The sequence below is a fragment of the Candidatus Eremiobacteraceae bacterium genome (genome assembly GCA_036511855.1).
Classification (GTDB): domain Bacteria; phylum Vulcanimicrobiota; class Vulcanimicrobiia; order Eremiobacterales; family Eremiobacteraceae; genus JABCYQ01.
Map to the genome: position 1 here is coordinate 1 of DATCBN010000022.1, position 24,296 is coordinate 24,296.

Here is a 24,296-nt window from a genome sequence, read left to right on the forward strand (position 1 = left end):
CCCGCCGCTCATCTCTCCGACACGCTCGCAGCAGGAGCCGGACTCTGCGACGAAGCGGCAGCAGCGATCGTCGCGTCGGAAGCGCCGCGACGCGTCGACGAACTCATACGTCTCGGCGTCGCGTTCGACCTAGCGGGCCCCGGCGAGCTCGATCTCACGCGCGAAGCGGCCCACAGTGCGGCGCGCGTCGCCCACGCCGCCGATGCGACGGGCCGCGCGATAACCGAGACGCTGTCAGCGCGCGCCATGCGCCATCCGAACGTCAGCGTGCTCGAACGCGCGACCGCCGTCGAACTCATCGTCGATGATCGCGGCTGCCGCGGCGCGTGGCTGCACGTGAACGACCGACTCGTCGCCGTGCTCGCGCCCGTCACCGCGCTCGCGACCGGCGGCAGCGGACGCATGTTCGCGCGCACCACGAACCCCGCCGGCGCAACCGCCGACGGTTTGCTGCTCGCGCTCAACGCCGGCGCGATGCTCGCCGACGTCGAGTTCGTTCAATTTCATCCGACCGCTCTCGCGCTCGCGGGCGCGCCGGCGCTTCTCGTCTCGGAAGCCGCGCGTGGCGAAGGGGCGATCTTGGTAGACTCGGCCGGCAGACGCTTCTGCTTCGACGCGGATCCGCGCGGCGAGCTCGCGCCACGCGACATCGTGGCTCGCGCCATCGCCCGCCAGTTGCAACGCGATCCCGCCGGGCTGGTGAGGCTCGACGCGCGTCCGATCGGGTCGCCGGAATACGTGCGGTCACGATTCCCCAACATCGCCGCCGCGTGCGCGCGATTCGGCATCGACATCGGCACGACGCCGATTCCCGTATCGCCGGCGGCGCATTACCACATGGGCGGAGTCCGAACCGATCTTTGGGGCCGCACGTCGGTGGCCGGATTGTATGCAATCGGCGAGTGCGCGTGCACCGGTTTGCACGGCGCGAATCGATTGGCGTCCAATTCGCTAGCGGAATGTCTCGTCTTCGCGGCGCGAGCCGCCGACGATATCCGCGGATCGGACAGCGAAGGATTTGCGATCGACGACCCCAACGCTGCGCCCGCCATTGTCGAGGCGCCCGATGGAATCGCAGCGGTCGCAGAGTTGATGTGGAGCGCTGCCGGACTGGAACGCGATGCGGCGCCGCTGCGCGCGGCGATCGACGTGCTCGACGCGATGCCCCGTGAACCGCGTCCGATCTCTCGCGCTGCGCTGGAAGCGCGTTCGGTGCTCTCGGCAGGATCCATCGCCGCTCGCGCGGCGCTCATGCGCGAGGAAAGCCGAGGCAGCCATTATCGCGACGATTTCATCGACCGCGATGACGCGAAATGGCGCACCCGGATTCTTTGGTCGTCGAGCGGTCCGTCGTTCGAACCGGTCGCCGCACCCGTGCCGAACGCATAGTCGTCGCTCATGCGTCATCCGTATCAATCGTCGCCGCCGTTCACACCGATGACCGAACTCGAGGCAACGACGTTCGATTCGTTCTTGCACGCCGCCATCGCGGAAGACGTGGGCGGCGGCGACATCACGACCGATTCGGTCGTTCCGACCTCCGCGTCGGCCACGGCGGATGTGATCGTGCGAGACGAGGGCGTGCTTGCGGGCCTCGCGGTCGCGCTGCGTGCTTTCGCAATCGTCGAGCCGCGAATCGATCGCGATCTCAGAATCCAGGACGGCACGCGAGTTGGCGCGGGCACGACGGTCGCGCGATTGTCCGGACCGGCCCGAGGCATTCTGACCGCCGAACGCGTCGCCCTTAATCTGCTCGGGAGGCTTTCGGGCATTGCAACGCTCACGCGTTCGTACGTCGACGAAATTAGCGGCTCTAAAGCAAAGATCGCAGACACGCGCAAGACCACTCCGGGTCTGCGTTCGCTCGAACGCTACGCGGTGCGAGCCGGCGGCGGCGTCAATCACCGCTTCGGGCTGCACGACGCCGTGTTGATCAAAGACAATCACCTCGCCGCCGACGGGGGCGTCGGTGAAGCGGTCGCCCGCAGCCGGACAGGCGCTCCGGGCGGCCCCGTGATCGAGGTGGAGTGCGACACGCTCCAGCAGGTGACCGAAGCGCTGGCCGCAGGCGTCGACGCCGTCCTGCTCGACAATATGAACGAAGCGACGATCGCAAAGGCTGTCCATATGGCGGCCGGACGAGCCATCGTCGAAGCGTCCGGAGGCATCAACTTGCGCACGGTGCGGGGCGTGGCGGCGACCGGCGTTGACGTGATTTCGGTTGGCGCGCTCACGCACGGCGCGGTCTCACTCGACGTCGCCCTCGACTTTGTGTTGCGCTGATCGCCGGCGCCGCCGACTCGATGATGGAGAAAGACATGACAAAACGTCCGGAAGACGTCCAGCAGGACTGGGTCAACGCGCATCTCGGCCGGTCTTCAAAACAGACCGTGGAACGATTGCTGACGAGCCCTCAGGCGAAGGCCCCCGAAGGCGCGCCCGTGCTCACGCTTCGCGGCGTGAAGGCGCGGTGCGTCGCCGGCGGTGCGTCGAATTTTTGGATCGTGGGCCACGAGGCCGCCGAGCCTATGCTCTCCGGCGATTTCCCCATGACGGGCATGTCCCCGACCGCCTATTTCGTGCTGGCCCCGGGCTTCAATTTTCTTCCGTACGCGGTGCCGCGTGCGCAATTGACGCCCGAAAACCACTCGATCACGGGCGACCTCGACGCGCTCGAAGCACAAATGCGCGACGTCTACGGTCAGTCAACCGGGAGCAAAGGGGCGACCCTCCCGTGAGCGAATCCTTCGCCAAGGACCTCCCACGCCTATTGCGCGCGTGTCCGACCTCCGGTCGAAAATAAGGAGGCGTTCGTGAGCAAACCCATCGAGCCCGAACACGTCACGCTCGAGTTTTACACGATGTGCTCGTTCCATCCAGACGACGAACCGGCCACTGCACCAGTACCCCTCTTCGTTCTAGGGTACCGAGAAGGCGGCGAGCCGGTTTTCGTTTGGCTTGTGGACAAGCATCATTTCGACGGATCACGATTGACCAAGGACACCTACTGGCTCCACGCGCTGAACAATCTTGAAGAATATTTCCACAAGAAGCTCGCCAAGTGCGTCGAGGAAGAAGCCTGCGTCCGTGGCGGACTTGAGCTTCTCGTGCAGACGTATCAGGGCCAAATGAGATTTACTCCGCTCACGCCGGTCGCCGACCACGCCTTTGGCCTGCGCCGCGCCCAGGAACTTTCCACTGCCGTCTAACGGCCGACGCCGCGCACCAAACGCAACGGTTGACGGGCGGTCGTAAGGCCGCCCGCTCTATGCTTGAGGTCCTATGCCCAGAGCCAACGTCACCCAGGCCACGTCCCCCGGCCGTCAGCGAGTCGTCATCGCCGGCGTTGACACGGGCGACGATCACACGCGTTTCGACGTCGAAATGGACGAACTCGGCGCGTTGGCCAACGCCGCGGGCGCCGACGTCGTCGCGCGCATCGTGCAGCGCAGGTCCGCGGTCGACGCGGCCAGCCTTCTCGGCTCGGGAAAAGTGACCGAAGTGGCCGACGCGGCTCGGGCGAACGGCGCTTCGACCGTCCTCACGCTCAATGCGTTGCGGCCGCGGCAGCGCACGAATCTTGAGAAGCTGCTCGGCGGTGAGATCTCCGTGCTCGACCGGTCCGTGGTCATACTCGACATCTTCGCGCAGCACGCTCGCACCGGCGAGGGCAAACTGCAAGTCGAACTTGCACAGCTCAAACACCAGGCCGCGAATCTCATCGGCGCTCGAGACGCGCTGTCGCGTTTGGGCGGCGGCATTGGAACGCGCGGACCCGGCGAAACCAAACTCGAGGTCGACCGCCGTCACATCCGAGCCCGCATCGAACTCCTTGAAAAGCAGCTCGACCACGTGCAAACGCGGAGGCGCGAACAGCGGCGCTCGCGAGAAGGCACGCCGGTCGTCGCGCTCGTCGGCTATACGAACGCCGGCAAATCCTCGCTGCTCAACGCGCTGTCCGGCGCGACCGTCTACGTGGCCGATCAGCCTTTCGCCACCTTAGACCCGACGTTGCGCAAAGTGCGACTTAGCGAAGAGCGCGACGTCGTGCTCGCCGATACGGTTGGATTCATCAGCGATCTGCCGAAGGAGCTGGTCGCGGCGTTTCGCGCGACCCTTGAAGAAGTCACCAGCGCCGCCGCGCTCGTCCACGTCATCGACGCCAGTAATCCTTTTTGGGCGCGGCAGCGCGAGTCGGTCGAGGTTATTCTGCGGGAACTCGGCGCCGGCGACAAACCAACCATTCTCGCATGGAACAAATCCGATGTCGCCGGATCGAACATTCTCGGCGACGGTGTAGCGGTTTCAGCCAAAACCGGCGCCGGATTGCCCGAATTGCGTGCTGCGATCGCCGCGCTTGTCTAGGGAGATTTATTTTGTAGGAGGGCAAGCATCGCTTGCCCATCGCAAAAAAAAATGGGTGAGCGATGCTCACCCTACTACAATACCGGGGTATGTTACAGAAGCACGCCTTCGCGTTTGAGCAGCGCGCGCTTGCGTGCCACGCCCGCCGCACCGCCGCCGTATACACCTATGGTTCCATCAGCGCGCACCACGCGATGGCACGGTACAATCAGCCAGAGCGGATTGTGTGCGATGGCGCTAGCCGCGGCACGAACCGCGAGCGGCCGATGAGCCTCGCGCGCCAACCATCGGTACGGACGCGTCTCGCCCCACGGAATGCGCATCGCCGCGAACAGCACGTCGCGTTCGTAGTCGCGCGCCCACGTTAGATCGACGGGAACGTCGACGTCGCGCTCGCCGCGCGCGAGCGCCGCAAGCGATTCGCGGATGAGCTTTGGCACGGGTTTGCTCTCGAGCCGCATTTTGAGGCGGCGCTGCGCCTCGTCAACGGCCGCGCGCGAGTCTTTCTCCGCGAACGCTACGCCCATGAACGTCCACACCACGCGAATGCTGTCTTTGCCGGCGCGGCAGACGCCCGTATAGGCGGTTGGTCTCGCGCTCAATGTCCGTAGCGGCGCAATATCTGCAAAAGCCGATCATGGGGTAGGCCGTACACTGTGTTCCCGTCGCGCCCCACCGTGGTCTGACCGGCCAGCAGCGCGTTGATGACCGCTTCCTCGGTCGCATCTTCTGTCGCGTCGAAAAGCGAATTGATGTGGTATTGATCGAGTACGGTCACCGTCATCGTGCGCGCGTCCGGATAGTGTGGCACGACGTTGGCCGTGGAGAACGCGATGATGAGATCGCCGCTGCCGGTGCGAGCGGTCGCTCCCGTGCGCGCAAGGCCAAGTGCTGCGCGCTTTGCAAGCCGCTCCAACTGATCGTGCAGCAGCGGCGCGTCGGTCGCGATCACGATGATGACGGACCCGTCACCCGCCTTCGGTTCGCGCAGCTGCAGATCTTGGATATTAGCGCCGACCGGTGCGCCGTCAACCGTCAGTTCGGCGCGCCGCCCCGTATTGGTGTTGACGAGCACGCCCGTGGTGTAGCCGCCGTCGCGCTCGGTCAACACGCGCGACGCCGTGCCGATGCCGCCTTTGAACTCGAACGACACCATGCCGGTGCCCGCGCCCACGCCGCCTTGTGCGACTTGGCCGCCCACCGCGGCATCCAGTGCGGCGACCGCGTCTGCCGCTGTGTTATGCCGGCCCTGCTGATCGTTGAGGAACGCGTCGTCGCACTCGGCCACGACCGGCAGCGGCACATCGTCATCGATGCCGACGCCCGGATACTGCTTGAGGTACCACGAGACGACCCCATCGTCAACGCGACCCACGGACAGTGTGTCGGTGAGCAGCACCGGCACTTCCATCCATCCGGCTTCATTTATCCACGTGGTGCCGGTCATTTCGCCGTTGCCGTTGAGCGCCCACGCCGCCGCGAAGACCTTGCGATGCCAGACATCGGTTCGAGGCATCACGGCGGTGACGCCGGTGCGCACGGGGCCGACACCGGGCACGAGTTTTCCGGAGCCTGACACGTGCGTCACCTGGCCGACACGGACTCCCGCTACATCGGTTATCGCGTCGTACTTGCCGGGCTGGAGCCGGCCAATATGAATGCCGAGAGCCGGCGCTTTCACGTACGGTCCCGACGACGAATACGATCCGCTCGAGACTGGTGACGCGGCAGCGACCGCGGACAAAAGAAGCGCCCCTATCATCATGCCGCCTCGTTCGGCGCTTTGGTCCCTTGCCCTCGCCAAGGACTTCATGCCGCCCTGCGCGCAAGCCAGGCGCAATGCGTCGTGGTAGATTCGCGTTAGGGGCGGCTTTCAGCGCCGTTGGTCTCGCGCTGTGCCGCGGACCCTCGCTCGCGCTGGAACTGCAGGACCAAGCACCGGCTGGTCAGCCCGAACCGCTTCAAGCGCGAAGCATCCGGATTCGTCTGTTCAGCGGCAAGTCATTGATCCGCGCCGACGTGACTGGTGCCGATGCGAACTGCACCCCCGTTCTGTTTTCATTCGATGCCAACACGACGTTCAAGCCGACCGCTATCGGCGGGGGCGTGCCGCTCAGCGTGACCGCCTACGACTCAGGCGGGCTCGTCGCGTCGCGGCGCTACGCCGGCACGGTGACCATCGCGCCCGACCCCGGTGGCATCTTGATCATCAACGCAGTGGACCTCGAGGCGTATACGCCGTCCGTGCTCGGCGCGGAGATGGGACCGAGCTGGCCCTTAGAAGCGCTCAAAGCGCAGGCGATATTAGTCCGGACCTATGCGTTGCATGCCGCAGCCTTCAGCAAGAAGCCGTACGATTTGGGCGATGACACTTCAAGCCAGGTCTATCACGGTATCGACGCGGTCGCCGATCGCTTCACGTCGGCGGCCCAATCCACGGCCGGTCTCGCTCTCTACGCGGGCGAGTCGGTCGCCGACATTTTTTACAGCGCCGCATGCGGTGGCCACACGGCAAGTTCGGTGGAACTCACGGGCGTCATCGCACCGCCGTACTTGCGGGGTATCGCCGACGTCGCCAACAACGGCGCGGCGTATTGTGCAAAAGCGCCGTATTTTTCGTGGCAGAATGTGATTCCGACGGGCGCGCTCGAACGGATCTTTGATCTCGATGCCGGCGATCTCGCGAGCATCGACGCGAGCGCCACGTGGCCGGATGGTCGCGTGAAGAACGTCAAAGCAAGAAGCCACCGTGGCTTTGAGAATACCATGGACGGCCGCGTGTTCTACGGCAGATGCGGTGCACAGTTGGGCTATAAGGTTTTGCCGAGCACGATGTTCGGGGTGGCGCCCGATCCCGGCGGCTACGGCTTTACCGGCCACGGCATCGGCCACGGCATTGGGATGTGCCAATGGGGGGCGCACGGCCGCGCCGACGCCGGCATGAACGCCGCCGCCATTTTGAGCGCCTACTTCCCGGGAACGGTCTCACGGCTGGCGTGACAGCCGTCACTTCGACGGACCTTTGACCCCATTGCTGTGATGTTCCGCCTCCGCGCGTGTCATATGCTCGGAGGACTTACACATTCACATGGACACAAGCATTCACTTTTCTGAAGAAGCCACCCGCACGTACGGCCCGGATGAGCTCGAGCAGCATCTTCGCGCTCTTGCGCAAACGGCAGCTTCGTTCGCTCGCGACATCGACGTCGATACCATGCTCGCATATGCGCTCCGCGCGTCGGCCTCCGGCTGTCACGCAAAGCGCGCGTTTATGATGACCGTAGACGGCCGCGATCTTTCACTCCGAGGCGTCGCACCGGCGCTCGGCATACTGGATTCCGATGCGATCTCGTTTCGCATGGTCGCGGGAGAATGCGCGGCGATCGACGCGGCGCTGCAGCGCGGCGAATCAACGATTTTTCAGAGCGCGGATGATCTAACGGGTTTCCCGCAGGTCGCGGCTGCTCTTGGCGCCCAAAACTGCTTGATCGCCCCGGTTTCGGCGGGCAAAGACATCATCGGCGTATTGTTCCTGTTCGACAAATACGCCCCATACGGCGGCTTCAATGCTCTCGACGTCGCATTCGTGCGCACAACCGTCGGCTTGCTTGGCGGCGCGCTGCAGGGCATGAGCCTTCGCGATAACGCTCCCTCGTCGTTCGTCGGCAACGTCTCGGGATTGGTCGCACAGCATCTTTTCGACGAAACGTTCGCGCTTGAGATGGAGCGCGCGCAGCGACTTGGCCTCGCGCTCGGATGCGTGGTCTTCAAGGTCCTGGAACACGGCAGTATCGCACAGACGCACGGATTGTCCTCAGCCGATGTCGTCATGCGCCACCTCGGGCAGACGCTCGCAAAACACGTGCGCCAAATCGATATTCTTCTACGATACGACGAGCAGCGGATCGTGCTGCTCATGCCGGGCGAAAAGGCCGAGACGGCCCGTGCGGTGATGCGGCGGCTTGACGCCACAGTGGTGCGAATCTCGTGGCCGAAAGTTGGCAAGGTCAGCTTGTCCTGTGGCGTCGCATCGTATCCCGAAGATGCGAAGTCCGCTAACGAACTCGTGGCGACGGCGATCAAACACTCAGGGACGGCGGCCGAAGCCGCGATCGACGCCGCGTAAATCCCAATTCTTATTGGCCAGTAGGAGGGCAAGCAGCGCTTGCCCCTCGTGGTTCAATACCTCGCGATCTGCGCGAGCAAGCCGTCCTCGCCGGCCCACACCGAATCGAGTCCGTGTTCCCAGCCGTTGACCAGGAACGCGTAGATCACAACACCGTGATGCGCGGTCTTCACATACCCCGCCAGACTGCTCACTCCCTCGATGTATCCGTCTTTGCCGAGCACGCGACCAAGCGCATCGGGGGCGAGATCCCGTACGTGCACCGTTCCGTCTAAACCCACGCGCGGCAGCAGCGCCGCATACTTTGCGGCGTCGGGACCCGAGACGAGTTCACGCAGCACGGCCGCCACCGCCGAAGCGTCGATCCGGTTCGCCGTGGATAGACCCGACCCGTCCGCAAGGCCAGAACCGGCCTCGGAAACGCCGACCTCTCGCAAGTGATCTCTTTCTGCCGCGAGTCCGTTTGCCAACGTACCGACACCGAATCGCTGTGCGCCGACGGAGCGGAGCAGTTGCTCGGCGATGTGATTGTCGCTATCGACCATCATGCGGTGGATGATCGCCGTGAGTGGCCTCGACTCTCGAGTCCAGATTGCGACGCCGCCGGGCGGGGCAGTGCCTACCGACGCATCGCCGCCAACGACAATTCCGGCTTTCACGAGCATTGCTTTCAGCGCGACGGCCGCTTTTTGCGTCGGATTCGAAAGGCTCCGCCAATATTTTTGCGGTGCGCCGTACGGGATCAGGCCCGAGACTTGAAAGCCGCCGCCGTCTGGCAGCGGATCTATCCGGAGCGTGTTTTGAGCATCGGACGAAGTCGTCCGAATGGTTCCGACCACAGCGCCGGCGATCGCATCCGGATCGACGCGCACATTCGCGGCGCCGCCGCTCGGGTAGGGGGTGATTGTGAACTGCGCCGTGCCCCCGTCCATCGTCACCGCACTCGTGAGCGCGGCATACCCATATTCGAGGTCGTCGGCAGCCCACGTCGGGTTCACCTCGTCGGGTCCGAAAAGACTGCCGTCGGCGATCACGTCACCGTCGATTCGGTCGATGCCGGACGCCCTCATCGCCGCGACCGCGCGTTGCAGATCGGCGCTCGTCAATTCGGGATCGCCGCCTCCAACAAACCAGAGAGAGCCGGTGATCGCATTTCCTTGCGGCGCCTGACCGGTGACAAACCGAGACGTAAATCGATACGCGGGTCCTAGGTCGCGCAGCGCGGTCGCCGCGACGACGAGCTTGAGCACCGACGCGGGCGCGAGCGCGCCATTCGCGTTGCGCGCGTAGAGTTTCGCGCCGGTCCGCGCATCTTCGATCACGACGCCGGTGGACGCTGGGAAATCGCCATTCCCGAATACGCTGCCGGCAGCGCCTGCGATTTCATGCGTTTGCCGAGCAGACCAAGGCGACCCGGCGCGAATGAAGTTGCTGGCGAACGCGGGCGGTCGAGGCGTCGCGTGCGCGACAACCGTCGTCTTTGGATGCGGCGCGAAGACGTGTGCGATCCAGATAACGGCTAGGACAATTGCAGCGAGGACGCATACGGCGGCAAACCGGCGCCGCGCCGCGCGAAGACGCGCCCGGCGGAGACGACGCGGTTGGTACGCGTCAGGCGGAGGAACGGCCGCTCGCATCTTCCCACCACGCGAGTTGTGCATCCCAGCGCGCGAACCAATAGACGAGCGATTGCCATTCGCCGAATTCCGCGAACCGCTTGCGGATCTGCTTCTCCGTGGGCCGCCGCCCGTTGAACAGTTCACGTTTGGCATACGCGTACGTGGCGCTATCAACCGAGATGTGGTCGTAGTGGCCTAAGAGATTCATCAGGAAATGCGCCGACGACTTTCCGACGCCTTTCAATTTTGTGAGGGTCTTGAACACCGTCTCGGCGTCGGCGGTGGACGCTTGCGCGTCGATCGCGTCGAGGTCGATGTCGCCCGATTTTTGGCGCCGGGCGAGCTCAAAGATGTATGGCGCCCGGTAGCCGGCGCGAACGTAATCGCGAAACCAGCGTTCGCCGGCGCGTGTGACCTGGCCCGGAGTGGGCCACGAACGCAGCGACGGTTCGGCTGGGCACACGTCGCCGAGCTCCGCTACGCGATTGATCATGACGACGGCTTGCTTCCATAGCACATTGGTGCCGAGTATGGCCTTGATCACGTCTTCGAAAAGCGTCGGCGCGCGCATGCAACGGCCCGCGCCATGCAGGTGCGCCGACTGCAGCTCCTCGCGCTGTGTGCAAAGCCGGTAGAATCCTCGCAGATCCTCTTCGGCGTGCATCATCACCGCGCAGCGGCGCGCCATCTCCTGTGCCACCCCTAGATCGCCTGCGCCATCGCCGGTGACGCTTATCGCCACATCGACATGTCCTCGCTTTGACGATTTATCTTCAACCATCTCGACGAGCATCACGCGGCCATCATGCAATCGCTCCGCGCGCTGCAATACGCCGCGTTCGTGCTGCCATCGAAACGGCAAGGTCTGATACCATCCGTGCGAGATGACCGTCGAGAACAGTCCGAAGGGTTTCTTGATCGTGAGGCGGGCGGCGGCGGTTTCCATCTAGCCGTCGGAGTGAAACGCGACCGGAGTGATTCCCTGCCGGAGCTACTTTGCGGGAACGTAGAGATAGTTAATGTCAAAAGTTTGCGTCAGCGGCGCACCGTCCGCGGTATGCGGGACCACGTAGGTACTTTGCATCGCGGCGTTGAGAGCCGCTGCGGAAAACGCGGGCGCGTCGGAGACGTCATGGACTACTGCGACCAAAGGCTCGCCCGACGCGGACACATGAATGCTGACATGAATCGCAAGGGGCTGTGGGGGCTCAACCGCTGGAGCGTATTGTGGCCAGCTCACCGTCGCAAAACGCGCGGGCAGTACCGTCTCTACGATCGGCGCAGTCAACCACGGTCGATCGGTTTGGGCGACTGCGACAAGCGAGTCGCTATCGAGCTTGTTTTGAACATTGGCTAGGTAAGGTCTGCACGTCGCGCTTTTCTTTAAATGTTCCGTGACCGTTTGGACGGTGCCCGACGTCAGTGCAGCGCCGGGCCAGAACAGCGCGCCGTCCATCGACGCGTAGTCCGTGCTGATGTCGCGACCAGCGCCCATCGTGTCGAAATATCCGCGCAAGAGGATTGTCCAAAGGAGATCGTTCGCATGTGAGGTGGAGTCGGTCATTCTTAGTGCAATGGAATCAAACTGTGATTCTGCTATAGAGAGATTGACTTCGTACCAAGTTGCCGTTCCGGAATTCAGGCTCGCGACGACGAACGGGCTGTCGAGAATCGCGGGGCAGTACGTTTTGAGCAAATCCGAAATTTCCGGCGGCATGGGTTCGTCGTCCATGCGAAATTCATAGATGATCTTATACGTTGAGACAATCGGAATCCCATCCAACGTGCTTCCGGAAAATGCGCTTTTTCGCACCGCGTCCATCGCAGCAGAATCGAGCGCCTTGAATCCCGACGACACGCCGATGTGTGCGGATTCCAGCTGCCCCGCCGGACCAAGTTGGACGATCACGACGACTTTGCCGCTCACGTCCATACTTTGTGCCAGCAGAGGGTAGTTCGGGCTTGGCTTTGTCGTGAATTTCGCCTCCGTCGATCTGCCGCTGAACAATTTCGCCTGAGCCGCATCGGGCGAAGCCGCGCCAGCGTCACTAAAAGTTGCGTTAACCGTCGGAATGTCCCATCCGTTCAGCCCGGCGACTTGATCTTCTACCCGAACCTCCGGTGATGTGCACGGGCTCACCACATCGCCCGATACGGTATCGACAACGGCAACGCCCGTAACGTCTTGGGATGGCCGGTCGAAGACCAGGACGTCGTCGTACGCGTCTTCGTCTCGATAGTATTGCAGGTGTGGTGTGCGAGCACGGAGCTGAGCGCCTCCGGTTCCCGCTTGGATCTGTAAGTCGATGTCTCTCGGCGCTTTATCCAAATTTGCTTCGACGACGACGCGGTAGCGATAAATCTGGCGGACGTTCCTTTGCCCTCTAAGCTCAGCGACAAGACGCCAACAGGACATACATCGGCACGGGCCGCGGCAACTGTCGATGCAAACAGAACAATCGCAGACAACGCAATAATACAAATGCGAAGAGACAAAGCACACCGATCTTGAGCCGTATCCGGCCCAGCGTCGTGCATTCGCCGCGGTGGCGCGCAGGCACCCCTCGTACACGAGAGGAACTTCGCGCCGATGCAGTCATCCGGCGCGATTGCCGACGCAAATCACGACGAACGCGGCCTCGAACTTGCAAAACGCGTCATCAAGGGCGATTGGCGCGCGCTTGCGCGCGCCATCACGATCGTCGAGAACGACGACCCCGCTGCCGGCGCGCTTGCCAAAGCACTTTATCCCCACACCGGCCACGCGCACGTCATCGGCATCACAGGTCCCCCGGGCGCGGGAAAAAGCACCTTGGTCGACGGCTTGGCTTCCGTGATCCGCAGTCAAGGGATGACGGTAGGGATTATCGCGGTCGATCCGTCGAGCCCATATACCGGCGGCGCCGTGCTCGGCGATCGCGTGCGTATGCAGCGCCATGCCGGCGATTCCGGCGTCTTCATTAGAAGCATGGCGTCGCGCCGTCATCCAGGTGGACTTGCTCCGGCGACGCGCGACGTCATCCGCGCGTTCGATGCGTACGGCCACGACGTCGTACTCGTCGAGACCGTCGGCGTTGGACAGGTCGAGCTCGAGATCATGAAAGTGGCCGACACGGTTGTGGTCGTCACTGTTCCCGGTCTCGGCGACGGCGTCCAGACGATCAAGGCCGGACTGGTCGAAATCGCCGATATTTTCGTGGTCAACATGGCCGATCGGCCGGGCGCGAATCAGAGCGTCGCGGATCTGAAGATCATGCTCACATTGGGAGGCGCCGAAGAGCGGCGGCGGCGCTGGAAACCGCCGGTGCTGGAAACGGTCGCCACGGCCGGCACCGGAATCGTTGCGCTCTGGGAAAAATGCGTCGAGCACCGCCAGATACTCTTGGCGGACGAACGGATGGGCCGGACGCATGACCGGTTGCGTGAGGAGGTCATCGAAGCCGTCCAGCAGCGAATCGGACGAATCGTGGGAGAACAACTCACTAAGGACGGCTCGATGGAGCCCATCCTTGCGGCGGTGCTTCGCCGCGACATCGATCCTCGCGCCGCCGCCGGCAAGATCATCGACGAGTACCTAAAACAAGCATAGTTGTCCCGCGTCTCGAGCCGAATTCACAATTACTCCGACCGAAATAGGAATAAAGTTTCAAGACATTGGTGCTTGGGTAGAAGAAACTTACTACATTCGAGATACGGCCCCGTGAAAGTACTTTACTTCCCAACGAGGAGCATCCATGATCACATTACCCGACGACTTCTTTCGCGAACCAACCGAGCACGACGTTCTCAAGCTAGATGTCGTGAACGAGTACGAGCGGCGGCGCTTGATGCGCCAAGTCGCGGATAACATCGTCGCGGAAACCGGCGACGACTCGTCGGCGATGGTCAAACGGGGCCATCCCACCGGACCATAAACTCGGGGCAGCCCGACCTTCCAATAAGAAGCGGCCGACAAATCGCGGCCGCTTCATTTTATGATTCTCAAGACTCGATTGCGCTACGGTATCTCGACTTTCTCGCCGGCTCGCGCCGGCGTCGCGTTGATGCCGCATTTCGCCATGACCGCCGCCGAAAGAGACTCCGCCGCCACCGGCTCACCGTGAACGATGTACGCGCGCGGTTTGTTGGTGAAGTAACCAAACCAGCGCAGTAGTTCGCCGCGGTCCGCGTGGGCTGAAAACCCATCGATATGCGTTACGTGCGCGGCGACGGGAACCGGCACGCCGAAGATGCGGACGGTCGGCGCGCCGCCGAGAAGCGTTCGACCGAGCGTGCCCGGCGCTTGAAATCCGACAAAGCACACGGTATCGTTGCGGCGCGGCAACCGGTTTCGCAAATGATGGAGGATCCGTCCGCCGCTCGCCATGCCGCTCGCGGAGATGATCACCGCGTTCGAAGCGATATCGTTGAGCGCGATCGATTCTTGTGCCGAGACCGTCGTCTTGACGAACTGCGCGCCGAGGCTCTCGTCCGCTGGACCAAAACGCGCCTTGGGATTGAATCGCATGGCTTCGGGGTGACGCTCCATTATCGCGTCTGCAGCGATCGCCATCGGGCTATCCACGAAGACCTTCAGTTTAGGAATCGCGCCCGTTGATTGGAGCTGGCCGATCGCGTAAAGTAATTCTTGCGTCCGGCCAACCGCGAACGACGGCACGACCAGGACGCCTCCACGCTTGATCGCTGCGTTGATCGTGTCGCCAAGATCCGCCTGCGGATCGGTCTCCGGATGCATGCGGTCACCGTAGGTCGACTCGCATAGGACGAAATCGCTCTCCGCGATAGGTGTCGGGTCGTTGAGCAGCGGTCGTCCATATCGGCCAAGGTCGCCGGTGAACGTCAGCTTTTTCTTGTCGAACCAGACCTCGATGATTGCCGAGCCCAGGATGTGGCCTGCATCGTTCAATTTGAACGTCATGCCGGCGATGTCGCCGCGAGTTTCGCCGTAATTGACCGGCTCGAAGAGGGAGGCGACTTTATCGACGTCCGCTGAGGTATAGAGCGGCGTCGTGTGCAGCCTGCGATCGGGGTGTTTGGCCGCGCGCAATGCTTCTTCTTGTTGCAGATGCGCCGAGTCTCGCAAGACGAGAGAGGCCACTTCGATCGTGGCCGGCGTCGTATAGATCGGCCCGGAGAAACCCGCTTGGGCGAGGGCGGGAAGATAACCGCAATGATCGAGGTGGCCGTGCGATACGATGACCGCGTCGACGGTTTTCGGATCGACGGGCGGGGGCGTCCAGTTCCGTGCTTCGAGATCGCGCATGCCTTGATACATGCCGCAATCGAGCAAGACGCGTTTGCCTTCGGTTGTCTCAATAAGATGCTTGCTGCCGGTGACGACGCCGGCAGCGCCGATGAAAGTGATGGTTGCCATCTGGTTCCTTCTAGGCCGTCTTCTCTTCGACAAACGTGGATGGACGTAAGTAGTGCGAATCTCGGTATGCGACGATACAACTGTTGATGAGCACTTCGGGGTCGGATTCGTAGACCAAGAGCGCGCCGGTTGCCTTGCCCAGTTTCGGTACGATCGACTTCAGTTCGTCCGCGATGCCGCCCGAGCCGGTCAGCACGCCGATGAGTTTGCCTTCGTCGTATGCGATGCAGAACTCGCCAAGCGTTCCGGAGCGGCCGCCGGCGATCACGACAAAGTCGGAGGAGTGGATATTGTGGACTTCGCGACCCATGAGCCCGCTGCCGGTGTAGATGATGACATCGTACGCATCGACGGGCGATTCATATTTGTTGACGTGTTCGCTGCGCGAGAGCGCCGGCGAAACGCCGACGGAGAGACCGCCGGAATCGCGTGCGCCGCGCGCGGCGTCGTAGGGAAGTCCAGGACATGCGCCCGTGACCAGAACGCAGCCGGCTCGTGCGATGGCGGCTCCTAATACGTAGCATCGCCGTCGTATCTCCGGCAGAAGTTCGCCGCCGGCCGCACCCATCACGCCGATCGCGCGGACGGTCGGATCGTGATCGGGATCGTACGATGGGTCGGCGTCGGGCGCCACATCGCCCGTATACGGGCGCAACTCTTGACGCGTCGGATTGTCGCTCTCTGAATCGATCATCGTGCACGTTTCCGCTTCATCGCTTAGATGCCCGGCCTTTCTGTCAGCCATAGCGGGCTGCCTGCGAACGACGAAAGTCGAGTTGTCAACGGGTCGTTCGTGCGTTAAAGTCGTATATGTCTTGGTAATGCGCACACGTCCGGACATTCGCAACATCGCCATCGTCGCTCACGTCGATCACGGCAAGACCACGCTGGTCGACGGCATGCTCCGCCAGACCGGTGTCTTTCGCGACCCTACCGCTCAAGGCGAGCGCATCATGGACGTGAATCCGATCGAGCGCGAACGCGGCATCACCATTCTTGCCAAGAACACGGGCATACTCTGGGGCGAGACCAAGATCAACATCGTCGACACGCCCGGCCACGCCGACTTCGGCGGCGAGGTCGAGCGCGTGCTGCAAATGGTCAACGGCGTGCTTTTGCTCGTCGATGCTGCCGAAGGTCCGTTGCCGCAAACTCGTTTCGTGTTGCGCAAGGCCCTCGAACAAGATCTGCCGGTGGTCACGGTCATCAACAAGATCGACCGCAAAGATGCGCGTCCGAAGGAAGTGCTCGACGAAGTCCTCGCGCTTTTCATCGACATCGGCTGCGCGGATCACCAGCTCGATTTTCCGGTCATCTATGCAAATGCCCGCGCCGGAACCGCCACAAGTGACCTCGACGTTCCAGGCGTCGATCTCCGCCCGCTCATGGAGCAGATCCTCATTCACGTCCCCGAGCCGCCCGGTGACGATGAAGGCCCCTTTCAGATGCTCGTCTCGAACATCGATCACAACGAGTATGTAGGCCGCATCGCGATCGGGCGCATCTTCAGGGGCGTCGTGCATCCGGGGGATTCCGTCGCCCGGATCCGTCGCGATGGAACCACGACGCACCGCGTGACCAAGATCTTGGAGTTCTACGGCCTACAGCGGCGTGAACTCGCGGAAGCTCGCGCGGGCGACATCGTGGCGATCTCGGGCGTCGAGGGCGTGAACATCGCCGATACGCTTGCCGATGGAGCCAATCCTGAAGCTGTGGATGCGGTTCTCGTCGACGAGCCCACTGTCTCTGTTGATTTTCTCGTGAACACGAGTCCTTTCGCCGGGCGCGACGGCAAGTATCTCACGAGCCGTCACATCAAAGACCGGCTCGAGCGCGAGCTCGAGAGCAATGTCGCGTTGCGCCTCGCGCCCATTATCTCGCCGGACACGTTCAGCGTTTCCGGACGGGGCGAACTTCACTTGTCCGTGTTGATCGAGACCATGCGCCGCGAAGGCTACGAACTGGGCGTCTCCAAACCGCAAGTCGTGTTGATCGAGCGGGATGGGAAAAAGCTAGAACCAGTGGAGTACGTCGTGGTCGACGTGGCCGAAGATCATGCCGGCGCGGTCATCGAGGCCTTGGGGCGAAGGCGCGCGCAAATGCTGAACATGATCACGATGGGCTCGCAGCGCCGGCTTGAGTACACCATGCCCACGCGTTTGCTCTTCGGACTACGCGGCGAACTGCTCACATTGACGCGCGGCACCGCGGTCATCAACCACACGTACTACGATCATCAGCCCTTGGGAGGCGAGATCCCGCGCCGCAGTGTCGGCGCACTCATCAGCGCAGAAACCGGTACGGTCACAGCGTATGCGCTGGACAATTTGCTGGCGCGTGGGACGTTCTTCATCCACCCGCAGACGGAAGTCTATGAAGGCATGATCGTCGGACGCGGCAAGACCGACGACGACATCGTCGTGAACGTCTGCAAGATGAAAAAGCTGACCAACATGCGGGCATCAGGCTCCGACGACGCTCCGAATCTGCCGCCGCCCGACGAGATGTCGCTGGAGCGTGCGCTCGAATTCATCGAGGACGACGAGCTGCTTGAGGTCACGCCCAAGTCACTTCGACTACGCAAACGCTTTCTCCACGAAGAGGGGCGCAAGAAAGCACGCATGGCTGGGCGTCAACGCGCGGCGGCGGGCAAAGCCTGACGGACGGCAGTCCTTACTTCGCCGCTCCGTCGGGCTGCATCACACCAAAAATGTTTTCGTCGAGATCCTTGAAGTAGGCGAGCCAGCCAACTCCGGGTATCGCCATCTTCGGCACGCACATCGTGCCGCCCGAGGACAAAATAGTCCCCATTGTTTTTTCCAGGTCGGGCACCGTGATCGTATTGACACAAGGCTGCACGGGATCTCGGCGTTTCAAGAGACCGCCATCGATGCCGGGCTCCGATGCGTCGCCTGTGGAGACCAGCCAATACTCCGTCGGGCCATCCCACTTGGTGATCTTCCAACCAAAGATTTTGGTGTAGAAATCGGCTGCCTTCTGCGGATTGTCGGATGGAATTTCGAAATGCGTCGGACGCGGCATGGTCACTCCTCTGCGCAACATGCGGTGCAATGAGCGCCCGGTGTTCGGATGCCCGCGGGCTGAGACCTGTCAAGAGCTTCGTCGAAAGCGAATCCATATGGAAAGCGCACAATGCCGCAGATTAGCGGCAAATGAATGCTTGCAGGCAGCGATGAGGAACAAAGAAGGTCGGTGCAAATTTTGCTCCGTCGATCGTGAGTACATCAATGCAAGTTTCCGCGAAGTTCCGGACACTGATCGCAGTCGTTGCGATGGCTCCGTTGTCCGCCTGCTCGACCATCGGGACCTCCGCCGTGGCGCCGGTGCCGTACTCGGCGGTGAGCAACCGGCACCTCGGGAGCTACTATTCATGCCCCGCGACCGGCTCAATCAAGTACGTTTCCGATCTCTTCTACAATGTCGTCAACGTCTATGTCGGAAGCTTTGTCGGTCAGGCGCCGTGCGGCCAGATCGCCTCATCGTCACTGAGATTTCCGACGGGACTCTACGTCCGGCCGGCGACTCACGACCTTTACGTCGCGAATCAGGGAGGCCACAACGTCCTGGTTTTTCATAGGGGCCACGCAGACCCATACGACACGTATACCGACCCCACCGGTCAATTGCCGAACGACGTCGCAGTAGCCGGCGACGGCACCGTCATGGCGGCCAATTACATCAGTTTCACCAAAGACGAAGGGTCAATATCGACGTGGACCGCGGGGCCGAACGGCGGCACATTTGTCGGAAATTTTCCTGAGACGCACTCTTACCAAGGCGCCCACATCGCCATCAAGAAAAACGGCATCGTCTACTTCGATGACGTCGATCTCCATATTCTCCAGGGATACGTATGGTCAGTTTCGTGTCCGGCCGGGGCGTGCGCCGCTCAACATCGCGTTTCGGGCGTGATATTGAAATTTCCGGGCGGAATGGCTTGGGACGATAATGGCGACTTGTTGATTATCGATTCGATGGCGCTCACCGCCGATACATTCGAATTGCCCAATCCAAACCCGTCGACATTTCCGCTCATCGGTTTTCCAGATGCTATGGCGATCAACAGGCACGACCATCATATGTTTGTCATAGACGGGTCCCGAGACCAAACCGAGGAGTACTCGTATCCGGGCGGTACGCTCATCGGAACCGTAAGCGGCCAGACCAATAGCATCCTCGCCGGAGTCGCCGTCGATCCGTAAGCGGCGGCTCTGGTCACCGACGTGGACGAGAATCCATGGCGTTAGCGGGCACTTTTCACACCACCCGCCACGCCGCCATCGCACGCCCGACGTCGCCGCCGCTGTCGCGCAAGATGATATCGGCAGGAGCGACGCCGTCGTGCAGACGCGAGAGAAGCGGCTCGAGGTACCGCGCCTCGTCTGGCGCGACGCGCGACAATCCTTGTGCGGCCAGCGCCCCCGCAGCGCGGGCAACGGAGAGCACGTCGATGCTAACCGCGCGGGCAGCCAACGCTCGTGTCGCGATGTCGCCCTGCAATTCAACGAACTCCTGTGCATTGAGCGATGGCGCGAGCTCAAGCGCCGCGTCGAGCGTGGCCGCATCCCACGTGAGCCCTTTCCACAAAGCTATGACTGCGAGCGCATCGGCGCTCGAGGAGCTATCGGCGCTGCGCATTTCCACATAACCCGGCCGGATGCGAGCTTCGGTGAAGATCGTGCTCAATGCGTCGGCAAAATCGGAAATGGTCGCGTCTTCGACTTGGCGCAACGTTCTGCCGGCTCCAACTTCGACGCTTCCTCCGCGATTGACAAAGATCAATGGCGTCGCGAAGACCCGCTCGACGAATGCGGCCAACGAAAACTCAGGCATCACCGCGCTTGAATGCACGCCGCTTCTGTCCGCGTCAGTTTCCAACCACGCGGCGTAGCGCTCCGACTTTCGGCCAGTTGCAACGCCGTTGGCGAAGGGAGAATTTGCGAACATCGCCGCGACGATCGGTCCTAGCCGGTTGCCGAGGACGAACTTCTTGCCGAGATCTTCATCATCGCAGTAGTCGATGCTCGTCTGAATTGACGCCGTCCGCGTCATCATATCCCATGCACGCGCCCCGCGTTCGCGGAGGTAGGGCCGCATGACGTCGTAGCGCAGCTTTTGAATCCAGCGCTGTTCATCGAGACGCCGGAGCGGATCGAATCCCACAGCCAAAAAATCTATGCCGAGCGATTGGCCCACGCCGACGAGTTGGACGAGATAACCGCGCAGGTCGGCCTCGATGCGGTGAAGCGTCCCTTGGGCCGATCCTGAAAATTCAATCTGACCGCCGGGCTCGAGCGTTATGCGACCGGAGGGAAGCGTGACGGCGACGATGTCTGCGCCTTCCAATTCCCATTGCGCAGGATCAGGACACAATTTTTCGAGGATGCTGCGCACCTGCTCGGGCGATATGCGCCGCAGGCTGGAACGGTCAAAACCGATGAGTTCGAGTTCGAGGCCAGACGACCAAGCAGGGCGAGGCTTAGCGCCGGCGCGCAAAAACTCGACCGCCTCATCCACTTTGGGCGCACGCAGCGGACGGGCGAGGAAGGACCCGCCGGAATCGGCAACTATATCGCGCATGATTGCTTCGCTGACCGTGACGCAGCGCCAAGACGCGCTCGCAAAGACCAGGGCGCGGACGTTCCAACTCTTCGACCTTGCCACCTCCGAGGCCGTGCTCCATGGCGCGCCGTTGCCCGGATTCCGGCCGGTGCTTTGGCATCTCGCGCATATCGGCGCGTTCGAGGGATATTGGGTTCTCCAACGAGCGCTCGGTAGCCCGAGCATCAATCCGCGTTACGACGTGCTGTTCGATCCCATCAAGACGCCGCGCGAACAGGCCGACGTGCTGCCAAGCCGCGCGGAAATGCAATCCTATCTCGATCAAACGCGCGCAGACGTTTTACGAGCGCTCGAAGAGACCGATGGGGCGCGCTCGGACAACGTGCTGTTGAAAGATGGCTATGTCTTCGATCTCGTGCTGGAGCACGAACGTCAGCATCAAGAGACTCTCGCCGCGCTGATCAACGCGATGCCGCACCAGCTCAAGAATTCAGGGCCGCCCGCAGTTCAAGGAAAGCGGCGGATGCCAGCCGGAGAAATAACCATTCCCGCAGTCCGCTTTCGCATCGGCGGCAACGGCACGTCGTTCGAATACGACAACGAGCTTCCACCGTTCGACATCGATATCGCCGCTTTTCGCATCGATCGCGATCTCACGACGAATGCGGAATATGCAGAGTTCATCGATCGCGGTGGTTACTCGCGGCGCGAATGGTGGAGCGACGACGGATGGGCTTGGAAAGAGCAAGAACAAATCGCAAATCCGCTCGGCTGGTCCGGCCCGCCGTGGCGCGAGCGCAGGTTTTTCGATGAGGGCCCATTGCGCGAAGACGCGCCGGTTACCGGCGTCTCGTGGTTCGAGGCCGACGCGTTTGCGCGGTCGCTCGGCAAACGCTTACCTACCGAATTCGAATGGGAAGCTGCGTCCGCGTGGGACGACGCGGCTAAACGCCGGCGCACGTTCCCGTGGGGCGACGCTGCGTTCACGCCCGAGCTTGCCAATGCCGCCGCCATCGTTTGGTCCACCACGCCGGTCGGTTCGTATCCCCTTGGCGATGCGCAATCCGGCTTGCACGACGCCGCGGGCAATCTTTGGGAATGGACATCGTCTGCGTTCGAGGGCTATCCCGGCTTCCGCGCCGACCCGTACCCGGAATACTCAGAGCTGTGGTTCGACGGCGATCACCGCGTCGCACGCGGCGGGTCGTGGTTCACCGCGCCGGCGCTTTTGCGCGCATCGTTCCGCAATTTCTACAGGCGCAATTTCCGCCTTGGTTTCCTCGGAATCCGCTGCGCGCGCGACGGCGTCTGACGCCGCGCTGACGCGCGCGATCGATCGCTACAACGCGCTGTGTGCCGACCCGTCGCTCGTCGACCGGAAGATAATCGCCGCTTTCTGCGATGCGATGCGCATGCGGGGCCTTACGTTCGATGGGTCGCCGCAGTGCCGCAGCTTGCGGCCGGCTTTCCTCTCATACGATCGTGTCGCTGAACTAGGCGCAGCCGTCCGTGCCATGTCGGCAGCGTTCGCGGTCATCGAGCGGCGCGCGCTTGACGACCCCTCGGTCGCGCGAGAACTCGGACTTTCATCGGATGAAGCGGCGCTTGCGGCGGTAGACCCCGGTTATGAAGGATCGACCGCCGTCTCACGGCTCGACACTTTTTTTGACGAACGCGTGCAAGTCGTGGAGTATAACGCGGATAGTCCGGCGGGCATGTCTTACGACGCCGGTCAGGCGCACCTCGTTCGCGATCTCCCAGTGATGCGGCGCTTCATGGAAGAGTATGACGTCGAACACGTCGCGGCCGACCGCGGTCTGCGTGAGTCGTTGCTTTCGGTATGGGCTGAATTTCGCCGGCGCCGAGCGCCGGATGCATCGCCGGTCCCGACCGTGGCGATCGTCGATCTCGCCGGGGCTCCGACGACCGCCGAATTCCACCTCGTCGCGCGCGATTTCGGCGAGCATGGCGTGAAGGCAGCCGTGTGCTCGCCGGAGGAGCTCACGTACGATGGTAAGGAGCTGCGGGCCGGCGGGTCGCACGTCGATCTCGTCTATCGGCGATTGCTCGTTGCCGACTTCTTCGCCCACTATGACCTACGACATCCGCTCGCAGCCGCATACCGCGATGGAGCCGTCTGCGTCGCAAGCTCTTTCCGGTGTAAGTTCACCCACAAGAAGATGGCGCTCGCGATGATGTGCGATCCGGCGAAGCGGACATGGTTCGACGAAAACCAACTCGATGCAATCGCGCGGCTCGTGCCGCACACATCGTCGCTCGACGGCGACGCGGTCGGCCATGCCGTTGAAAATCGAAGTTCGCTCGTCCTTAAGCCCAATGACGATTATGGCGGACGAAATGTGATCGTGGGTTGGGAATGTGATGACGCTTCGTGGCGGGCTGCGGTCGAGAGCGCTGCGCGCGCGGGCGGCTTCGTGGTCCAGTCGCGCGCAACCGCGCATTTCGAAGACTTCCCGATCTTCGATCCCGATGCGCCGGAACTCGGGTACCGGATTCAGCGGCTGCTCGCCGATTGCAATCCGTTCATCTTTCGCAATGGTGAAGTGGGCGGATATCTTACCCGCCTCTCCCCGTCATCGATCGTCAACGTGGCGCGCGGGGGTCAGGCGATCCCGACATTTGTGATCTGCCCGCGGGCGGATGCTCCTCAGACGCCCTGATACACCACTTCGATGCGGAGTCCGCTGGGGTCGCGCACCCACATCGCATAGTAATCTTCGCCGTAGTCGGTCACGACCGAAGGTTCGTCGTCGATTTCGGCGCCCAACTCGTCCAGGAGCTTCTGGCACTCATCTACTTTCGTCCGTGAATCCGCGTTCAGCGCGAGGTGATCGAAGCCAACGCGTTTTTCGCCGTCGTAAAGGTCATCGGCCGTCTTCTTGCCCCTGACGATGATGATCTCAAAGCCTTCGCGCTGATAGCCGAAAGATTCGTCTTTATCGAAGACCAGATCGAAGCCGAGCGCGGGCAGAAGCGCGCCGTAGAATTTTTTGGCGACCTTCAGGGCGTCGGTGCCGATGGTCAAATGGTGGATCGGGTGTACCGGCATAGTTGTGGACGAATCCATTCCTTGAGAGCGAGTGGTTGAAAAAGCGCGAGCGAACAGCGCGTACCACTTGGAGCGCACTCGCTAGTTGCGACAACGGGAACGGCTTGTTCCTGCCTGAATGCAGCGCTTTCGGACGATATCGTCCGGATGTGAGGGCTG

General features: G+C 62.3%; 23 protein-coding genes. 13 read left to right on the forward strand and 10 right to left on the reverse strand.

Going from position 1 to position 24,296, the window contains the following annotated elements; genetic code table 11:
• The 5 genes from nadB to hflX all read left to right on the forward strand — a co-directional run.
• On the forward strand, positions 1-1,389 hold a 1,389-nt coding region (gene nadB / locus VII69_03345; protein ID HEY5094133.1), incomplete at its 5' end, for an L-aspartate oxidase.
• A gap of 9 nt (positions 1,390-1,398) precedes the next feature.
• Positions 1,399-2,283 (forward strand): carboxylating nicotinate-nucleotide diphosphorylase, encoded by an 885-nt coding sequence (gene nadC, locus VII69_03350; GenBank protein HEY5094134.1) that lies wholly within the window; start codon positions 1,399-1,401, stop codon positions 2,281-2,283.
• Between the two features lie 35 nt (positions 2,284-2,318).
• Positions 2,319-2,738, forward strand: coding sequence for a hypothetical protein (locus VII69_03355; GenBank protein ID HEY5094135.1), 420 nt, complete (start codon positions 2,319-2,321; stop codon positions 2,736-2,738).
• Positions 2,739-2,813: 75 nt separating this feature from the next.
• Complete coding sequence (locus VII69_03360) at positions 2,814-3,209, forward strand: hypothetical protein (protein ID HEY5094136.1); 396 nt, start codon at positions 2,814-2,816, stop codon at positions 3,207-3,209.
• 73 nt (positions 3,210-3,282) lie between these two features.
• Positions 3,283-4,365, forward strand: coding sequence for a GTPase HflX (hflX, locus tag VII69_03365; GenBank protein ID HEY5094137.1), 1,083 nt, complete (start codon positions 3,283-3,285; stop codon positions 4,363-4,365).
• 92 nt (positions 4,366-4,457) lie between these two features.
• Here hflX and VII69_03370 read toward each other — a convergent pair whose 3' ends face one another.
• Both VII69_03370 and VII69_03375 read right to left on the reverse strand, forming a co-directional pair.
• Positions 4,458-4,967: a methylated-DNA--[protein]-cysteine S-methyltransferase gene (locus tag VII69_03370; GenBank protein ID HEY5094138.1), complete on the reverse strand. Its 510-nt coding sequence runs from the start codon at positions 4,965-4,967 to the stop codon at positions 4,458-4,460.
• Positions 4,964-6,130, reverse strand: a complete 1,167-nt coding sequence (locus VII69_03375) for a P1 family peptidase (GenBank protein ID HEY5094139.1) — start codon at positions 6,128-6,130, stop codon at positions 4,964-4,966. The genes VII69_03370 and VII69_03375 overlap by 4 nt, the downstream gene beginning before the upstream one ends.
• A gap of 74 nt (positions 6,131-6,204) precedes the next feature.
• On the opposite strand from VII69_03375, the gene VII69_03380 reads away from it, so the two are divergent.
• Positions 6,205-7,365 (forward strand): SpoIID/LytB domain-containing protein, encoded by a 1,161-nt coding sequence (locus VII69_03380; GenBank protein ID HEY5094140.1) that lies wholly within the window; start codon positions 6,205-6,207, stop codon positions 7,363-7,365.
• 88 nt (positions 7,366-7,453) lie between these two features.
• Positions 7,454-8,491: a diguanylate cyclase gene (locus tag VII69_03385; GenBank protein HEY5094141.1), complete on the forward strand. Its 1,038-nt coding sequence runs from the start codon at positions 7,454-7,456 to the stop codon at positions 8,489-8,491.
• Between the two features lie 53 nt (positions 8,492-8,544).
• Here VII69_03385 and dacB read toward each other — a convergent pair whose 3' ends face one another.
• The 3 genes from dacB to VII69_03400 are packed head-to-tail and all read right to left on the reverse strand — an operon-like array spanning position 8,545 to position 12,439.
• On the reverse strand, positions 8,545-10,152 hold the full coding sequence (dacB, locus tag VII69_03390; GenBank protein HEY5094142.1) for a D-alanyl-D-alanine carboxypeptidase/D-alanyl-D-alanine-endopeptidase: 1,608 nt from the start codon (positions 10,150-10,152) through the stop codon (positions 8,545-8,547).
• Positions 10,103-11,056 (reverse strand): hypothetical protein, encoded by a 954-nt coding sequence (locus VII69_03395; protein ID HEY5094143.1) that lies wholly within the window; start codon positions 11,054-11,056, stop codon positions 10,103-10,105. The genes dacB and VII69_03395 overlap by 50 nt, the downstream gene beginning before the upstream one ends.
• Positions 11,057-11,101: 45 nt before the next feature.
• Positions 11,102-12,439, reverse strand: a complete 1,338-nt coding sequence (locus tag VII69_03400; protein HEY5094144.1) for an energy transducer TonB — start codon at positions 12,437-12,439, stop codon at positions 11,102-11,104.
• Positions 12,440-12,700: 261 nt separating this feature from the next.
• Here VII69_03400 and meaB point away from each other — a divergent pair, with 261 nt between their 5' ends.
• Together meaB and VII69_03410 are read left to right on the forward strand one after the other, a co-directional pair.
• Positions 12,701-13,699: a methylmalonyl Co-A mutase-associated GTPase MeaB gene (gene meaB, locus VII69_03405; protein HEY5094145.1), complete on the forward strand. Its 999-nt coding sequence runs from the start codon at positions 12,701-12,703 to the stop codon at positions 13,697-13,699.
• A 145-nt stretch (positions 13,700-13,844) separates the two neighbouring features.
• Positions 13,845-14,024 (forward strand): hypothetical protein, encoded by a 180-nt coding sequence (locus VII69_03410; GenBank protein ID HEY5094146.1) that lies wholly within the window; start codon positions 13,845-13,847, stop codon positions 14,022-14,024.
• Positions 14,025-14,107: 83 nt separating this feature from the next.
• Here VII69_03410 and VII69_03415 read toward each other — a convergent pair whose 3' ends face one another.
• Together VII69_03415 and VII69_03420 are read right to left on the reverse strand one after the other, a co-directional pair.
• Positions 14,108-15,484, reverse strand: a complete 1,377-nt coding sequence (locus VII69_03415; protein ID HEY5094147.1) for an MBL fold metallo-hydrolase — start codon at positions 15,482-15,484, stop codon at positions 14,108-14,110.
• Positions 15,485-15,494: 10 nt separating this feature from the next.
• Positions 15,495-16,178, reverse strand: a complete 684-nt coding sequence (locus VII69_03420) for a hypothetical protein (GenBank protein HEY5094148.1) — start codon at positions 16,176-16,178, stop codon at positions 15,495-15,497.
• 127 nt (positions 16,179-16,305) lie between these two features.
• Between VII69_03420 and typA the strand changes: the two genes are divergently transcribed.
• Entirely contained in the window at positions 16,306-18,144 is a 1,839-nt protein-coding gene (gene typA, locus VII69_03425; GenBank protein HEY5094149.1) for a translational GTPase TypA, read from the forward strand.
• Positions 18,145-18,157: 13 nt separating this feature from the next.
• On the opposite strand, the gene VII69_03430 is transcribed toward typA, so the two are convergent.
• A complete protein-coding gene (locus VII69_03430) occupies positions 18,158-18,526 on the reverse strand; it encodes a VOC family protein (GenBank protein ID HEY5094150.1) in 369 nt (122 codons plus the stop codon).
• Positions 18,527-18,732: 206 nt separating this feature from the next.
• On the opposite strand from VII69_03430, the gene VII69_03435 reads away from it, so the two are divergent.
• Complete coding sequence (locus tag VII69_03435) at positions 18,733-19,707, forward strand: hypothetical protein (protein HEY5094151.1); 975 nt, start codon at positions 18,733-18,735, stop codon at positions 19,705-19,707.
• Between the two features lie 55 nt (positions 19,708-19,762).
• On the opposite strand, the gene VII69_03440 is transcribed toward VII69_03435, so the two are convergent.
• On the reverse strand, positions 19,763-21,085 hold the full coding sequence (locus tag VII69_03440; GenBank protein HEY5094152.1) for a glutamate-cysteine ligase family protein: 1,323 nt from the start codon (positions 21,083-21,085) through the stop codon (positions 19,763-19,765).
• Here VII69_03440 and VII69_03445 point away from each other — a divergent pair.
• The gene (locus VII69_03445; protein HEY5094153.1) at positions 21,084-22,379 is read left to right on the forward strand and encodes an SUMF1/EgtB/PvdO family nonheme iron enzyme; all 1,296 of its coding nucleotides are present in this window, start codon (positions 21,084-21,086) and stop codon (positions 22,377-22,379) included. The two genes, VII69_03440 and VII69_03445, sit on opposite strands and share 2 nt — an antisense overlap.
• Positions 22,339-23,748: a hypothetical protein gene (locus VII69_03450; GenBank protein ID HEY5094154.1), complete on the forward strand. Its 1,410-nt coding sequence runs from the start codon at positions 22,339-22,341 to the stop codon at positions 23,746-23,748. Before VII69_03445 ends, VII69_03450 begins: the two co-directional genes overlap by 41 nt.
• On the opposite strand, the gene VII69_03455 is transcribed toward VII69_03450, so the two are convergent.
• The gene (locus tag VII69_03455) at positions 23,736-24,137 is read right to left on the reverse strand and encodes a VOC family protein (GenBank protein HEY5094155.1); all 402 of its coding nucleotides are present in this window, start codon (positions 24,135-24,137) and stop codon (positions 23,736-23,738) included. The two genes, VII69_03450 and VII69_03455, sit on opposite strands and share 13 nt — an antisense overlap.
• Positions 24,138-24,296: the final 159 nt, after the last annotated feature.

Excerpts from the sequence above, each read along its gene's own strand:
- nadC (HEY5094134.1), top strand. The coding sequence starts at position 1,399 with ATGCGTCATCCGTATCAATCGTCGCCGCCGTTCACACCGATGACCGAA.
- VII69_03355 (HEY5094135.1), top strand. The coding sequence starts at position 2,319 with ATGACAAAACGTCCGGAAGACGTCCAGCAGGACTGGGTCAACGCGCAT.
- hflX (HEY5094137.1), top strand. The coding sequence starts at position 3,283 with ATGCCCAGAGCCAACGTCACCCAGGCCACGTCCCCCGGCCGTCAGCGA.
- VII69_03375 (HEY5094139.1), bottom strand. The coding sequence starts at position 6,130 with ATGATGATAGGGGCGCTTCTTTTGTCCGCGGTCGCTGCCGCGTCACCA.
- VII69_03380 (HEY5094140.1), top strand. The coding sequence starts at position 6,205 with ATGCGTCGTGGTAGATTCGCGTTAGGGGCGGCTTTCAGCGCCGTTGGT.
- VII69_03385 (HEY5094141.1), top strand. The coding sequence starts at position 7,454 with ATGGACACAAGCATTCACTTTTCTGAAGAAGCCACCCGCACGTACGGC.
- dacB (HEY5094142.1), bottom strand. The coding sequence starts at position 10,152 with ATGCACAACTCGCGTGGTGGGAAGATGCGAGCGGCCGTTCCTCCGCCT.
- VII69_03395 (HEY5094143.1), bottom strand. The coding sequence starts at position 11,056 with ATGGAAACCGCCGCCGCCCGCCTCACGATCAAGAAACCCTTCGGACTG.
- meaB (HEY5094145.1), top strand. The coding sequence starts at position 12,701 with ATGCAGTCATCCGGCGCGATTGCCGACGCAAATCACGACGAACGCGGC.
- VII69_03410 (HEY5094146.1), top strand. The coding sequence starts at position 13,845 with ATGATCACATTACCCGACGACTTCTTTCGCGAACCAACCGAGCACGAC.
- VII69_03415 (HEY5094147.1), bottom strand. The coding sequence starts at position 15,484 with ATGGCAACCATCACTTTCATCGGCGCTGCCGGCGTCGTCACCGGCAGC.
- VII69_03420 (HEY5094148.1), bottom strand. The coding sequence starts at position 16,178 with ATGATCGATTCAGAGAGCGACAATCCGACGCGTCAAGAGTTGCGCCCG.
- typA (HEY5094149.1), top strand. The coding sequence starts at position 16,306 with ATGCGCACACGTCCGGACATTCGCAACATCGCCATCGTCGCTCACGTC.
- VII69_03430 (HEY5094150.1), bottom strand. The coding sequence starts at position 18,526 with ATGCCGCGTCCGACGCATTTCGAAATTCCATCCGACAATCCGCAGAAG.
- VII69_03435 (HEY5094151.1), top strand. The coding sequence starts at position 18,733 with ATGCAAGTTTCCGCGAAGTTCCGGACACTGATCGCAGTCGTTGCGATG.
- VII69_03445 (HEY5094153.1), top strand. The coding sequence starts at position 21,084 with ATGATTGCTTCGCTGACCGTGACGCAGCGCCAAGACGCGCTCGCAAAG.
- VII69_03440 (HEY5094152.1), bottom strand. The coding sequence starts at position 21,085 with ATGCGCGATATAGTTGCCGATTCCGGCGGGTCCTTCCTCGCCCGTCCG.
- VII69_03455 (HEY5094155.1), bottom strand. The coding sequence starts at position 24,137 with ATGCCGGTACACCCGATCCACCATTTGACCATCGGCACCGACGCCCTG.